The sequence below is a fragment of the Devosia nitrariae genome, assembly GCF_030160115.1.
GTDB lineage: Bacteria > Pseudomonadota > Alphaproteobacteria > Rhizobiales > Devosiaceae > Devosia > Devosia nitrariae.
The window spans coordinates 65976-81641 of record NZ_BSNS01000018.1; the positions used below are offsets into that span (position 1 = coordinate 65976).

9 protein-coding genes are annotated in these 15666 nt (G+C 62.1%); 4 read left to right on the forward strand and 5 right to left on the reverse strand.

The genetic code is table 11. The features are described from left to right. Positions 1 to 2: 2 nt before the first annotated feature. From QQK18_RS17165 to QQK18_RS17180, 4 genes are all read right to left on the reverse strand, one after another. A complete protein-coding gene (locus tag QQK18_RS17165) occupies positions 3 to 1157 on the reverse strand; it encodes an ABC transporter permease (RefSeq protein ID WP_284341587.1) in 1155 nt (384 codons plus the stop codon). Positions 1158 to 1178: 21 nt separating this feature from the next. Next, entirely contained in the window at positions 1179 to 2171 is a 993-nt protein-coding gene (locus QQK18_RS17170; protein WP_284341588.1) for an ABC transporter permease, read from the reverse strand. Between the two features lie 12 nt (positions 2172 to 2183). Then, the gene (locus QQK18_RS17175; RefSeq protein WP_284341589.1) at positions 2184 to 4277 is read right to left on the reverse strand and encodes a beta-galactosidase; all 2094 of its coding nucleotides are present in this window, start codon (positions 4275 to 4277) and stop codon (positions 2184 to 2186) included. Between the two features lie 105 nt (positions 4278 to 4382). Next, a complete protein-coding gene (locus QQK18_RS17180) occupies positions 4383 to 6353 on the reverse strand; it encodes an ABC transporter substrate-binding protein (protein ID WP_284341590.1) in 1971 nt (656 codons plus the stop codon). Positions 6354 to 6813: 460 nt separating this feature from the next. Between QQK18_RS17180 and QQK18_RS17185 the strand changes: the two genes are divergently transcribed. The 3 genes from QQK18_RS17185 to QQK18_RS17195 all read left to right on the forward strand — a co-directional run bounded on the left by QQK18_RS17185 (position 6814) and on the right by QQK18_RS17195 (position 12897). Beyond that, positions 6814 to 7503, forward strand: coding sequence for a GntR family transcriptional regulator (locus tag QQK18_RS17185; protein ID WP_284341591.1), 690 nt, complete (start codon positions 6814 to 6816; stop codon positions 7501 to 7503). 115 nt (positions 7504 to 7618) lie between these two features. After that, on the forward strand, positions 7619 to 10171 hold the full coding sequence (locus QQK18_RS17190) for a hypothetical protein (protein ID WP_284341592.1): 2553 nt from the start codon (positions 7619 to 7621) through the stop codon (positions 10169 to 10171). An 80-nt stretch (positions 10172 to 10251) separates the two neighbouring features. Continuing rightward, a complete protein-coding gene (locus tag QQK18_RS17195) occupies positions 10252 to 12897 on the forward strand; it encodes a hypothetical protein (protein WP_284341593.1) in 2646 nt (881 codons plus the stop codon). A gap of 99 nt (positions 12898 to 12996) precedes the next feature. On the opposite strand, the gene QQK18_RS17200 is transcribed toward QQK18_RS17195, so the two are convergent. Next, on the reverse strand, positions 12997 to 13965 hold the full coding sequence (locus QQK18_RS17200; protein WP_284341600.1) for an aldo/keto reductase: 969 nt from the start codon (positions 13963 to 13965) through the stop codon (positions 12997 to 12999). A 389-nt stretch (positions 13966 to 14354) separates the two neighbouring features. Between QQK18_RS17200 and QQK18_RS17205 the strand changes: the two genes are divergently transcribed. Beyond that, the coding region (locus QQK18_RS17205) for a malate synthase G (protein ID WP_284341594.1) at positions 14355 to 15666 on the forward strand (1312 nt) is incomplete at its 3' end.

A 15666-nucleotide genomic window follows, 5' to 3' on the forward strand; every position in this document is an offset into this window, starting at 1 on the left:
ACCTATTGCTTGTAGGGATCGGCCGCGTCGCGCAGGCCGTCACCGACGAAGTTGAGCGACAACACCGCCAGGACCACAGCCACGGCCGGCAGCAGCAGCCAGGGAGCCGTCGCCACGGTTCGGATGTTCTGGGCATCCTGCAGCAACACCCCCCAGCTGACGATCGGCGGCTGCAGTCCGAGCCCGAGAAAGCTCAGCGCCGTCTCGGCGAGGATCATGCCCGGGATCGACAGCGTCAGCGACGCGACGAGATGGCTGGTGAAGCTGGGCAACAGGTGACGGAAGATCACGCGCTTGCGCGAATTGCCGTCGAGCCGCGCCGCGATGATGAACTCCTCGTTGCGCAACGAGATGAAGCGGCCGCGCACCACGCGGGCGAGATCGGTCCACGCCATGATGGCGAGGATCACGGTGATTGCGAAGTAGCGCTGCAGCGGATCCCAATTGGTCGGCAGTGCCGCGGCGAGGCCGAGCCAGAGCGGCAATGTCGGTATCGACATGAAAAACTCGACGATGCGCTGGATCACGGTGTCCACCACCCCACCGAAATAGCCGGAGATGCCGCCCAACGTCACACCGAGCGCAAAGGCGAGCGCGACGCCGATCAGGCCCACCGTCATCGACACCCGCGTGCCATGGATGATGCGCGAGAACAGGTCGTGCCCGGTCTTGTCGGCGCCGAGCAGGTAGAATGGCTGGTCCGGATCGAGCGGCCCGAACAGGTGGATGTCCGCAGGGATGAAGCCGAGTAGCTTGTAGCCGTCACCCTTGACGAACAGCCCGAGCGGGATCTTCTGCTCGGGGTCGATCGTGTGGGTGATTTCGTAGGTGTTGGGGTCGACCTCGAGCGCGTAGCCGTAGACATGCGGACGGAACACCGTGTTCTCGGCCTCGTCCGTGTCGAAGAAGTGCAGGGCCTGCGGCGGAGCATAGGTGTAATCGACGTTGAACCATTCGGACTGACGCGGCGCGATGAAACCAGCGAGCAGCGCCACTAGGTAGATGAACGACAGCACCACCAGCCCGACCACGGCCAGCTTGTGCTTGCGGAAGGCTCGCCAGAACAGCACCGAGGGTGGAGCGTCGGCCCAAGCCGCGAGCCGTGGATCCACAATCTCGCCGGTGCCGGTGTCGATGGTCGTATCGGTTGTCGACATGATGTCCTCCGGATCTGACGGTCAGACCGAATTGAGACGGACGCGTGGATCGAGCCAGGCGAGCAGGATGTCCGAGATCAGCGTTCCGATCACGGTCAGCACCGAAACGATCAGGATGATCGATCCGGCCAGGTACATGTCCTGGCTGATCAGCGCGTTGAGCAGCAACGGTCCCGTCGTCGGTAGCGAGAGCACCCGGCCAACGACGATATCTCCCGAGATCAGCATCGGCAGGATCCAGCCGATTGTGGAGACGAACGGGTTGAGCGCCACGCGCAGCGGATACTTGACCAGCATGACCCGCTCGGGCACGCCGCGCGCCCGGGCCGCCACCACATACGGTTTGTGCAATTCGTCCAGCAGGTTGGCACGCAGGATACGGATCAGCGCGGCCGTGCCTGCAGCCCCGAGCACGATGATCGGCACCCACAGGTGTGCCAGAAGGTCGAGGAACTTCGCAAAGCTCCACGGAGCATCGACATATTGCGGCGAATGGAGGCCGCCCACGCTCTGCCCGAAATACTCAAAGCCGATATACATCAGCACCAGCGCGATCATGAAGTTGGGCACCGCTAGGCCGATGAAGCCGATAGTGGTGGCGATGTAGTCGCCGGCCGAGTACTGGCGAACGGCCGAATACAACCCGATCGGAAAGGCGACGACCCAGGTGACGAACAGGGTGCCGATCGAGATCAGCATGGTCATGGGCAGCCGCGCCATCACCAGCGCCGTCACCGGCCGGTCCCACTCGAACGACTGCCCGAAATCGCCGCGCAGCACGATGCCGCTGATCCACGTGAAATACTGCACCCAGATCGGCTGATCGAGACCGTAGCGCTCGCGCAGCGCCAGCACCTGTTCGGGATCGACACGGCCGCCCTGGTTGGTGAGCTCCGCGATCACTGTGGTCAGGTAGTCGCCGGGTGGCAACTGGATGATGATGAACGCGACGATCGAAATCGCGATCAGCGTCGGAATCATCCATAGGATGCGTTTCAAGATGAACGCGAGCACGCCGTCCTCCCTTCAGCCCAGCTTCAGGATCAGCGCATCGCGCGCGCCGACCGTCACTGCCAGCACATTGTTGTCGGCCTCGAGCGCAGCGTCGCCGCCCCACAGGGGCTCGCCGAGCGCGACCCGGATATCGCCGGCGAACCGTAATCTGGCGGACTGCGCCTCGCGCGTATGGTTGAGTACGAACACGAAGCGTCCGCCCTCGCCATCCTGCAGACGTGCGGTGAGCCCGCGATTGTCGGATACGATCCGCTGCGTGCCGCCGGACCAGTCGAGCAGGTGCCGGAAGAAGGCCCGGGCGCTATCGGATGGATTCCGGGCAAAACCGACGCTGGGATAGCTGCCGATCAGTAGTGTCTTGCCGCGCCCGAACTGGTGCGTCACAGCCGCCACGCCGCCATCGGCATAGGTGCCCGCAGCGCGCCCGGTGGTGGGTGTGTACATCTGCCGAAACACGCCGCCGACCAACTGATGGTCGAAGACCTCCAGTGCCAGTTCCCCAAACAGATCTGGCGCGAACTGCACATCGGCTTCAAGGGCGCCAAACACGTCGTGGAGCCCCTGGCCGGGCTGGACGGTATCGACGCGCCCGCGCGTACCAAAATATCCGGGCAGACCTTCTGCGACCAGGACGCCGCCGGCCTCGACCCAGTCGCCGATCCGCTTGGCCGTCTCGGGCTTCAGATGGATCGGGTAGGGCAGGTAGACGAAGCGATAGGCATCAATGTCTTCGACATGGACGAAGTCGGCCTGAATATTGTTCTCGAAGAAGCCCTGGTAGGCACCCCGCATCGCTGCGGTGTAACTGTCCGTCCGCCCTTGCAGCGCGAAGTCGAGATTCTGGGTTTCCGGCACATAGAGCAGCCCGACCTCACCCGTGATGGGAACGGACTGCCACAGCGCCGACTGCGCCGGCTCTGCCGCCCACTTGGCGATCCGCGAGGCCATTTCCGATCGCGCCGTGCGCGATCCATCCATGGCGTATGGACCGAAGGCCCCGAACAGCGGGCCATCGAGCAGTGGCCGCCAGCGCGGATAGAGCAGCCCGCGGGCGCCGCCGGCGAAACTGGTCATGTTCCAGATGCGCAGGTCTTCCGGTTGGGTGATCCGGCCGTCGTCGAGCGGCCGGTCGAAGACCTGCGGCTGTAGCCACAGCGGGCCGCCCTGCGCCTCCGCATGCCAGAATGGTTTGCCGCGCGATGCAGCACGCGTCAGGTCGACCGCATGCAAGGGCTGATACGCCTTGTCGCCCTGGCGGGAGGGGGCCCAGGTAAAGCCGTACAGCTCGACTTCGTCGGCCGAGCGCCAGTCATCGCTGCCTTTGTTTGCCGCCGAGACTATCGAGGCCGCGATGCCGTGCGCGGAAATCAGGTTCTTCGGATCAACGGCGCGGATGGTATCAACGCGCCAACGCATCTGCGCGAAGGCATTGTCCTGAAGGAATTCCAGCCAGTCGAGGGAATCGGCGAACAGCTGCAGCTGCGCCGGCGGCGTCACCTGCGACCAGTCGGCGAAGCTGTAGCGGCCCCAGGCCCGGCCCAGCGCCTCGGGCGTGCCGTAGCGCGCCTCGAGCCATCGGCGGAATGCCCCGAGCGTCGCCGGGGAATAGCCGGTGTCCTCACTGTAGTTGCACTCGTTCCAGATGTCGTAACCTCCCATGGCGGGATGGTCGCGGTAGCGCTCGGCCAGGGCCGTCAGGAACTGCCCCGCCCGCTCGCGCACGACATCATCGTCCAGGCACATGCCGTGGAAGCCGCCTGTGGCACTGCTCACGCCCATCACCGGCATGTGCGGACGTCCATCGGCATGCAGATAGCGACCCTCGGGGCGCTCGTGATAAAGCCACTCCGGTGCCGCCGTGATCATTTCGGCGATGATGGTCTTGATGCCGTACCTGGCGGCCAGCTCGAACTGGCGGTCATAGTCGTCCCAATCGAAGACGCCCGGCCGCACTTCGATCGCCGACCACATGAACCAGTGCCGGAAGATGTTGAAGCCGTCTTCTGCCGCCACGCGATAGTCCCGTTCCCAGTCTTCCGGGGGCGGGTTGGACTTGCGGAAATAAACTGCTCCGTAAGGCAACAGCGGGAAATCGCGAACAGGCATGTCGCCTTTCCTCCGAATGGTCCCGGGGAAAACGGCACCCGGTTGTTGGCCGGGTGCCGTAAGTTGTGCGGACGCCGGATTCGGCGCCCTCACGGGGGGACATCGTCAGGCCAGGTCGAGCCAGAACTGCTCCGGATCGACCTGAGCGGGAGCAGGGTAAGGCCAGCAGTCGGGCTGGTTGTCGCGCACGTTCCTGAGGGCGTTGGACTTGATGCCATAGGTGGGCAGCGAGAGCGTCGTGCCGATCACATAGAACTGCTCGGCCGAGATCTGCAGCATCTCCCTCAGCATCTCGTCTCGCTCGGCAAGATCTGGCGTAGCCAGCGAGTCCTTGTACAGCTTGAACTGACGCTGCATGTAGTCCGGCGGGGTCTCGCCGTCCTCGCCGTTCGTGAGGTACCACGTCGTCCACTTGTTGCCCCAGTTGGCCTGATTCGCCGCAGTCGGGATGTAGAAGCGCGGGTCGATTGGCAGCGACAGATCGTGGCCGCCGAAGCCGGTCCACATCAGCGCATCCTGCTCATTGTTGCCGGTGCGGGTGATGTAGAGCGAACGCTCCATCGGAGTAGTATCCATGCTGATCCCGACCTCAGCCCACTGCCGCTTCATGATCTGCTGCACGTCGATCAGCAGCGCTTCGCGGGCGCCGCCCGTGGTGGACGCGAGGAACTGGATGTGGATCGGGTTGCCATCCGGGCCGATGCGCTGGCCGCTGGCATTGCGCATGTAGCCGGCCTCGTCGAGCGCCTCGTTGGCGAGATCGACATTGTACTCGAGATACTGCGTCGCTAGCTGCTCGTTGTGGTACTTCGAGGTCGGACGCGGCGAAGCCTGCCACGGTTGACCCTGGCGCTGGTACACCGCGTTGATGATCTCGGTGCGGTTCAGCGCGTGCGACAGGCCGATGCGGAAGTTCTTGTTGCTGTAGATTTCCCGCTTGACCGGATCCTCGTGGTTGAGGTTGAGGCCGATCACGCCCTCGTTCATCGTCGCAGGCTCGAGCTCGGGCAGCGAATAGCCTTTCTCCTCCATGTTGCGGGCAAGCACCGGTTTATTGGCCGGCGTATTGATGTGGCGGATGTGGTAGGTCATCTCGCCATTGGCGGCTTTAAGCAGCATCACTTCCGGGTCTTCAATGATGTCGAGCACGACCTCGTCGAGATAGGGAAGCTGGCTGCCGTTGGTGTCGGTCTTCCAGTAGTAGGGATTGCGAGTCCAAACGAGCCGGGTGCCTTCACCGATGGCAGTCTGCAGCTGCCACGGACGAATGCCGGGCAGGCCAGCGGCCATGTGCACCGTCGCGGTGCCGGCGCGGTTCAGGAACAGGTCCACCCAGGTGTTGAAGCCCGCCTGAGTTGCCAGCGCACCGGCCTCGGGATGGTAGTCGATGTGGAATTGCTCGAGGTAGTGCCGCGGCATTGCAGCGGCGCGATGGCCTTCATAAGAAGCCAGTTGGTTCGGCAGGAAGCCGTTAGGCTCGAGGAACTTGAACACCACCGTGTAGTCGTCGGTCGCTTCGACCGTTCCAGCGCCGCTCGGGGTCTTCATCCAGCTCGAAACACCCGCCGGCCACAGTTCCGCGTTGGAGAAGAAATCATTGTACCAGAACGAAATGTCATTGGCGGTGAACGGTGTGCCGTCCGACCACCTGATGCCCTGGCGCAGCTTGAAGATAAAGGTACGGCCTTCGTCCTGGACTTCCCATGATTCCGCCACGTTCGGTTGAATCGAGTTGTCGGTGGTATCGACGCGGGTAAGGCCTTCGTAGCCGGTCGTGCGCCACCACCAGGCATTGTCCGCAGCGCCGGTCGTTGCACTGTTCCAGGTGCCGCCATACTGGCCGACGCTTTCGAACGGCGTGACCACAACAGGGTTGGGGGGCAGGCGCTCGGCAAGAGGCGGAAGCTCACCCCGGGTCACCATTTCGGTGAGTTGCGGGGCCTCGAGCAGGACCTCCTGGCCGACAGCCGGGCGCATGGAAGCGCCAACCACGCTCAGCGCTACAGCCCCGCCGAGTCCACCAAGGAACTGGCGACGAGAAATCGTCGTCAGAAACGATGTGCTTAGGTCAGTCATTGTTCTCCTCCGAGTGATCGAGATGCTGCTTATCTCGGCGCGGGCCCCGATCTCGCCCGCTTTTTTCGGACAGTGAGACGCGTATAGTTGCCTGTCAATTCTTAAAACCTTGCCAGACAATCTCGGATAGAAATTCGGCCCCCAGTTGCATTAATTTTCATTGCCAAATTTCTATAACGCACTGATATTGTTTATCTTATTGCGTAATTTCCACATCGTGGAAATCTTTCTGAGCCGCAGCAAGGGGTGGTTGACTGTGTTTACCTGCTATACAATCGTATGCGAACTGGAGGGGTATGGTGTTCAGGCAGGGTGTGTGTCGGTATAGGCGCGAGATTGGTCGCCCAAGGTTGCGCCGCGAGCTCCACGGTTGTCGTTCCGATGTCCTGTATTTCTTGCTACGACCGGCGATTGCCGGGCAGGATGTCGTGACCCGCGATTGCAGATAACCGTGATGTTTATGAGCGAAATCGAACCGCAGAACCAAAAACTCAAGGCAACGTCGCTGTCGGAGGCTGTTTACGAGGCATTGCGCGAGAGCATCGTGTCATTGAACGATCCGCCCGGAGCCCTGCTGACTGAGAACGCTATCGCGGCTCGTTATGGCGTTGCGAGACCGACCGCGAAGGCGGCGCTGGAGCGACTGGTCACCGAAGGCCTGCTGCGGCGGCGAGCCCATCGTGCGGCGCAGGTTCCTGTACTCAGCCGGGCGGATATCGAAGATCTGTACGCTGCTCGCCTGCTTATCGAGGAGGCCAGCATCGTCAGCCTGGCTAAAACGGGGGTTGTTCCCTTGGCCGCGCTCAAAGCCCATCGAGAGATCAAGGAGTTTAGCGAGAACGGTGAGAACGCGCCGTTCGCCAGACCTGATCTGACCTTTCATCATGCCCTGGTGGCGGGGAACGGCAGCCCGCGCCTGTCGCGTATGCATGAGCTCATCATGGGAGAGATCCAGCTGTGCATGGGACAGTTGCAATCGCATCAACTGCTGAGAGCCAAGGAAATTGCGGCCCAACACCAAGGCCTGATCGACGCGATCGAGAGTAGGGATTCTGAACTCGCAGGGTTTCTGATCCGCCGTCACATCAACAATGCACGGGACCGGCTGTTGACCCGGTTTGCCGAAAAGGGGCGGGGGAGCGGGACTTAAGGCCCACGGGCCGATCTGTCGCGCGGGATCAACTCCCGCCCCAATGAACAGAAAAACCCAATGACGCCGGCATATCCCATGTCGGCGAAGAGTGCCGCTTTGCCTGGAGGATATGATGAGTAAGCCTAAGTCGGTCGCGATTGATTACGCAGCAAGCGACAGGTTGGTCGCCAACCCCGCCCCACAATGGGCGATCGCGCATCTCAAGGACATGCTGCAGCGCAAAGGTGTCGGTGTCGGCCCGGCCGATCAAGGGTGGCAGGTCAACATTGCCTCCGCAGACTCCGACACCTCGGGCGTCGAGGTGCCCGCCGGCGCAGAATCGTTCGTCCTGATCCGCGATGAAAATACCGTAACTGCCGTTGGCCGAGATGCGCGCGGACTGGTCTACGCTCTCACCGAGCTCGCCGACCGCGTCAGCCGCAGCGGCGACGATCCGTTCGAAGGTGCCTTTCCGTTGGTGGGTACGCCCAAAACCAGGACGCGCTCGATCATGCGCCTCTTCGTCAACGAAAAGGAAGACAAGGCCTGGTTCCACGACAAGTCACACTGGATCGACTACCTGACCATGTTGGCGACCAACCGGTTCAACCGCTTCTCGCTGACCTTGGGCATCCAATATGACTACCCGTACCACGACTACATGATCAGCGATGTCTATCTGCACTTCCCCTATCCCTACCTGGTGAACCTGCCGAACTACGACATCAAGGTGCTCGAGCTCACCGAAGCCGAGCGGGAAACCAACCTCGAGATGCTGAAGTTCATCGGCGCGGAAGCGGCCAAGCGGGGACTGGAGTTCCAGCTTGGTCTGTGGACGCAACGGTATGACTTCGACAAGGCGCCGGGTGCCAACTACACCATCGTCGGCGTGACCGAAGACAACCTTGCGCCTTATGTGCGCGACGCCCTCTCCACTCTCCTTAAGGAAGTGCCGGAGATCACCGGCCTTACATTCCGTATTCATGTCGAAGGCGGCATCGCCGAAGGCGATTATGATTTCTGGAGAGTGGCCTTCGACGGTATCAAGTCCGCCGGCCGTCCAATCGAAATCGACATGCACGCCAAGGGGCTCGACGAGTCGACGCTCAATGTTGCCCTCGAAACCGGCATGCCGGTTTCCGCCTCCCCGAAATACCTAGCAGAGCACATCGGCCTTTCCTATCACCCCTCGGTGATCCGCGAGCGGGAATATCCGCCGCAGCACGAAGTGACCAACCGTGAAAAGCTGAGCGTTGGAGCGCGCCGTTTCCTGCGCCAGAGCTATGGCGATCTGTTGCCCAAGGACAAGAAATGGCGCGTCCTGTTCCGCGTCTGGCCGGGAACCCAGCGTGTGCTGGCCTGGGGCGATCCGGAATTGGCAGCCGGATATGGGCGGAGCGCCAGTTTCTGCGGTGCCGACGGCATCGAGTGGATGGAGCCGCTCAGCATGAAGGGACGCCAGGGGTCCGGCACTCCCGGCGGACGCGCTCTTTATCAGGACAGCCGCCTGACGCTGCGCCTCGACTGGCAGAAATATGTTTATCAATACAGGCTCTGGGGCCGTCTGAGCTACGACCCGGATGCCGATATCTCCGACGCCGGCGACTATCTCGCCGATCAGTGCGGCGATGCCGCCGACCTCGTTGCCGCAGCCTTGGCCGCCTCGAGCAAAATTCTGCCGCTTGTTACCCAGACGCACGGGCCCTCGGTTGCCAACAACATCTATTGGCCCGAGATCTATACCAACATCGCCGCAATCGGTGACAATCACCATCGGCCCTTCGGGTTCGATATGGAAGGCCCGCTGCGTTTCGGAAACGCCCCGACCTTCGACTCGCAGATGTTTGCCAATGCCCGTGAATTCATCGAAGGCATCGTCAGCGGTGATCCCGTTCGCCGTTACTCCCCGCTCGACGTGGCCGATTGGCTCAGCGCCGCGGCCGACAAGGTGGAAATTGCGGCCGTGAAGGCAAAGGCTTGCGCGGATATCAATCTGCCATCCGTCCAGCGCCTGCTTATCGACGCCCAGGTCGCCGCGGCTATCGGCAGGTTCTTCGCCGGCAAGCAGCGCAGCGCCTGCTGGGTCGAGCTCTATCTCCAGACCTTCAGCCGCACGGCCCGCCTCAAGGCCGTCGACCATCTGCGCAGCGCCCGTGCTGCATGGAAGCAGGCGGTGGATCTGACCAAGGATCTCTACGACAACGACCTTACATTCGGACCTGGCCCCCACATGCGTGGCGCCTGGGTTACCCGCCTCGCCGACATCGACAACGAGCTCAAAGACCTCAACTCCTATAACGAGCGGCGAGAAGCCGTGCTGCACGGTGAAGATCTCAAAACCGAACACCTGCTGGAAAATTGGCAGCTGGCCCACCGGGACCACGTTGCCCTGGCGGGTCCGGCAACCTTCAAACGCGACTCCGAGATCAAGGTCAGCGTGCCGGCCCCCGGTGCCGAGAAGGTCCGTCTGCACTACCGCCAGGTCAACCAGGCCGAACGCTGGAAGCACGTCGACATGACCGTTTCCGGCGGTAAGGCGGAGGGCGCGATTCCAGCCGAGTACACCGACAGCGCTTTCCATCTGCAGTACTACGTGACGCTGCTGAAGGATAATCGTGTCCAGGTCGTACCAGGCTTTGGCCCGAGCCTCGCCGAGCAGCCTTATGCCGTGATGACGCAAGGCTGATTGAGCGAACTCATCGGACATTTGCTCGGCATGGTCGATATGCCGGGCAATGTCGCTTTTGCCGATAGTGGGGCAGGTCGATGGACAGACTTGATAGCAGACCGCGTGGGATCCGCTATACGGGGAAGCCACATGTGCTGGAGGATGTGGTTGTATCCTGGGCGCGCGGAAAGCTGGCTGAAGCGTGCACCGTGCGGGGCATCGAATTCGCACCGGCAACAACACCACATTCGGCGGAAGGCTTCGCGTGGCTGGATCTCATCCATGCGACGGACCACGGTACACTGCGAACGCTCGAAATCGATGAGACACGGCTCAATCCGTCACCGGAAGCCTATCTTGCCCGACACGCGGCAGGCCGCATCAGCATCGTTGCGAGCGGCGCACGCGGTTTCGGCTATGCGCTGACCGAAATGGCCGCCGCTATGCGGGCCGGTCAGTACGACTTCGAAACAGATCGGACAGTCGAAGAATGTCCGGCCGTTCCCGTGCGAGGAATTGCCAGGGCATTTTCAAGCGTCGATGAGGATGCGGGATGGTTCCACGACCGGGGGTTTTGGGCGGAATATCTCGATGAACTGGCCTGCCAGCGGTTTAACCGCTTTCATTTGGCTTTCGGCATGCAGTTCAACTACGGCACCATCGATCCTGGCCTGACCGACAACTATCTGGCGTTCGCCTATCCTTTCCTGCTGGATGTTCCCGGCCATGCCGTGCGCGTGGACGGGCTCACGACTGCGGAGCGGGACCGCAACCTCGAAGCACTGCGCCACATCGCGCGGGAGACACGGCGGCGGGGGATGACGTTCAGCCTCGGGCTCTGGACGCACGCCTACGCTTTTCCCTCGCCCACACGACATCGCTACCCGATCATCGGCATCAGTGATGCCACCCATGCCGACTACTGCGCGGCGGCCATGCGCAAGCTCCTCGCCGAGGTGCCGGATATCGACGCGCTGACCTTCCGCGTGCACTTCGAAGCCGGTATCCGGGAGGCGACGCAAGACGCGTTCTGGGACCCGATTTTCGAGGCCATAGCCGATGCTGGGCGGCCGATCGAGGTGGACATGCATGCCAAGGGCGTGGGGCCCGTACTACTCGAGGCAGCCCGGCGACGCGGCCTCAGGGTGATGCTCTCCGGAAAGTACTGGGCCGAGCACCTGGGGCTGCCCTACCACCAGACGACCATCCGCGCACGGGAAACGGCACGTCCGGTACCGCCTGGCGAAACCATGAGTTCGCTCGCCTCCTATTCGCGCCTCTTCACGCGCTACGGCTATGCCGACTATCTTGGTGAGGATGCCGAGACGGACTTCATCTTCCGGATGTGGCCGGGCACACAAAAACTGCTGCTGTGGGGCGATCCTGCGTTTGCCGCCGGCTATGGGCGCTGCTCCACCTTTGGTGGATCGCGAGGCGTAGAATTCTGCGAACCACTGTTCTTCAAGGGACGCAAAGGCGGCCGACTAGGTGCACGCGATCCTTACGTGCGGAACGACCTGCGCCTAACGGGCCGGGAATGGCACAAATACCGCTACACTTACCTTCTGTGGGGGCGGCTGCTCTACAACCCCGACGCAGCGCCCGAGACATGGCAACGTCTGTTGCGCACGGATTATGGCGCGGCGGCCGAAGCGGTGGAGGCAGGGTTGGGAGCGCTGAGCCGCATTCTGCCGCTGGTCTCCGTGGTTCATGGGGTCGGCGGAGCAAACAATCTCTACTGGCCCGAGATCTATGTCGACCTGCCCATCTCAGCCTGGCTGCACCAGCAGCACTACGACAAGAGCTACGAATGGGACAATTCGGCGCCGCAGAACTGGGGCCGCGTCAGCGCCTTCGACCCGGCCATGTTCTATGCCATCAACGAATATGTGCGCGACGTGGTCGCCGGCACGCCCGATGCCCGCCATACCCCCCTGGAAGTGGCGGCGTGGATCGACGAGATGGTGGCGCAGGGAGAGCAGGTAATAGCCGTGCTCGCAGATTCCACGGACGGCAATGGCGCGCAGCGGCGCCGGACACTGATCGATATGGCGGTTCTGGTACGGTTGGGGCGGTTCTTTGCCGGAAAGTTCCGCGCTGCCGTGGACTACGGATTGTTCCAGGAGACACGGGACCGCGCTGCCATCGGGTCTGCCGTTCGACAACTCGAAGCGGCACGCTCCGCCTTCGGCGAGATCGCCGAAGTTGTCGACGGCGTATACCAGTCCGACCTGGTGTTTGGAACCGAACTCTCCGAGCATGGTCATTGGTCGATGCGGCTCAACGCTATGGACGACGACCTGCGCGCGCTCAGGTTCGAACGCGACGGGAGCAGGACCGACCCGGAGCAAACCTTCGCCAGACTGTCCAAAACACTGCGCCACAAGCGCGCGCAGCTTCCCTGGGTGCGGCATGAACCGCGCGCTTTTTTGCGCGGCGCTCCGCACAAGGTGCATCTGAAGGTGCGAGAGAGCGTCGACGGCGCAGTTCTGCATGCTCGACCGGTAGACCAGTCGGCGCGGTTCGCCAGGTTCGCAATGACTCCGGATGGCGATGGCTTCGAGGCGACAATTCCGGCCGAAATCACCGGGGCAGGTTTTCCGGTGATGTACTACTTCGAGCTCATCGTAAACGGCCTTGGCGTGCTCTATCCCGGTTTCGAGAAGACCTTGGCCAACCAGCCCTACTTCAGCATCCACAGCACGGTTTGGAAGGACCGCCATCGATGCCGAACGTATCGATAGCGCCTTACAGACCTTACAGCTGTCGCGCAGGTTCAGTTTGCCTGCAGCCCATGAAGAATGCCCTTTTTTCCTGTTCACACTCCGCACTACCGGCCGAAGCTAGAAACCGGTGACGTTGATGGGTGTATAGGGCGCCTCAAGCCGCGCGATCTCTCCCGTGCTCAACTCGAGATCCACCGAAGCGATGGCCTGATCCAGGTGCGGCATCTTCGTCGCACCGACAATCGGGGCGGTGATGCCACGCTTGGCGAGCAGCCAGGCGAGCGCCACCTCCGCCATCGATACGCCTCGATCCTTCGCGACGACCTCGACCGCGTTGACGATATCGCGGCTGACATCGCGATCGAGATTATTTTTCTGCACGGTGTCGGTCTCAGACCGCTTTGTCTCGATGCCCCAAGGTCGAGTCAGCCGACCACGGGCTTGCGGACTCCACGGGATCACCGCCACGCCCTGGTCACCGCAGAGCGGCAGCATCTCGCGCTCTTCCTCCCTGTAGAGCAGGCTGACCTGATTCTGCATCGAAATGAACTTCGTCCACCCGTTGATCTCTGCGGCATGCTGCATCTTGGCGAACTGCCATGCCCACATCGAGGAGGCGCCGATATAGCGGACTTTGCCCCAACGCACGAGGTCGTGGAGCGCCTCCATTGTCTCCTCGACTGGCACGTTCGGATCGAACCGGTGGATTTGGTAGAGATCAACATAGTCGGTGTTAAGTCGCTTGAGGCTGTTGTCAATCTCCGAAAGGATCGCCCCACGCGACAGCCCTTGCCCATTCGGCCCCGGCCGCATTCGACCATTGACCTTGGTCGCCAGTACATACTCCTCGCGCGGCGCCAACTCCTTGAGCAGTGCACTGGTGATCTCCTCGCTGGTACCCTGGGAGTACACGTTGGCGGTATCGAAGAAGTTGATGCCGGCCTCCCAAGCTCGACGGAAGAACGGACGGGCATCGTCGAGTTCCAACACCCAGGGGCGTTGCTCGTTCACCTTTCCGAAGGACATGCAACCTAGGCAGATGCGGCTGACTTCGAGACCGGTCCGGCCCAATCGTGTAGTTCTCAAGCTAGGATCCCAATCCATTGATCAGCTTGGTTGACAAGGGGGCAACGCAGTCGCCGGCCGTAGCGTGCGGGAGAGAAAGGTGAGCGGATAGATCTGATCATTCACATGGATTGTGGAGATGCAATCGTTCTTCCGTTTTTAGAGGAATACGTGCCAGCAGGACGGGTGCGGCGTGCGCAAGAGATGCGGGACCTCAATGACCGCCAGTAAGCGCCAACCTTACCAAGCGGAGGTAGGTGCTACTCGTCCCCGCCGGCATGAGCTTGAGCACTGCTCGGTGGGGCGCTTGGTGTGCGGCTTCCACATCGTGGGAAATGCCTGATCGAACAGATGAATGCGCCTGCAGGTGCCAGTACATCGGTCCGTGAGACCTATCTTGTGAGGCACCTGTGACCGACTATCTTCAGCGCTCCGGCCTGCGGGTCGACGCTGACCTTTGCGCCTTCATCGAAACGGAAGCCGCGCCGGGCACCGGCGTTGATCTGGATGGCTTCTGGCGCGGATACGCCGACCTGGTTGGTAGCCTTGGCCCCCGAACTGCCGAACTTCTTGCCGAACGCGATCGTCTGCAGGCGCTGATCGATGAGTGGCACCGGGAGCGACGCGGAGAGGACTGGGATGCTGCCGCCTATAAGCAGTTCCTGAAGGAGATCGGCTATCTGGTCGAAGATTCCGCTCCGCTCACCATTGAGACAGTCGGTGTCGATCCCGAGATCGGGTCGTTGGCGGGGCCTCAGCTCGTGGTGCCGGTGATGAACGCCCGCTTTGCCCTCAATGCCGCGAATGCCCGTTGGGGGAGCCTGTACGACGCTCTCTATGGCAGCGACGCAATCCCGGATGAAGGAGGGGTGCAGGCTTCCAGGCAATACGATCCGCAACGAGGCGCGGCGGTCATCGCCAAGGCAGCGGAGTTCCTCGATCTTGCGCTGCCTCTTGCTGAGGGCAGTCACGCCGACGCCACCGAGTATCGGCTTGTGAGCGACGAGCTCCAGGTGATCTTGGGCAGCATATCGAGCCGCCTGAGCGATCCGGAAGCCTATTGCGGTCATGCTATCCGGGGCAGCGCCACGGTGCTGCTGTTCCAGCACAACGGGCTGCATATCGAGCTTGTCATCGATCGCTCCACTGTTGTCGGGCAGCAGAGTAGGGCAGGGGTTTCCGACGTCGTGCTCGAGGCCGCGTTGACGACGATCCAGGATTGCGAGGATTCGGTCGCGGCGGTCGATGCCGCGGACAAAGTCGCCGTCTATCGCAACTGGCTCGGTCTGATGCGTGGCGATCTGGTCGAGCGGTTTGAAAAAGGCGGTCGCGCCATCGTGCGTCAGCTGACGCCGGATCGCCAGTACAAGGGTAGAGGTGGGGCAGAACTGGTGCTTCCGGGGCGCAGCCTGATGCTCGTGCGCAATGTCGGCCACCTCATGACCACCGACGCGGTGCTGGATGCCGATGGTCGTGAAACGCCCGAAGGTTTCCTCGACGCGATGGTGACCGCGCTGGCCGCAGTCCATGATCTACGCAAGACGTCCGGGCCACGCAATTCGAGATGCGGCAGCATCTATGTGGTCAAGCCCAAGATGCACGGACCCGCCGAAGTGGCCCTGGCGGACGCCTTGTTTCAGCGTGTGGAAGACGCGCTCGGATTGGCGCGCAATACCATCAAGATCGGCGTCATGGATGAGGAGCGCCGCACCAGCGTTAACC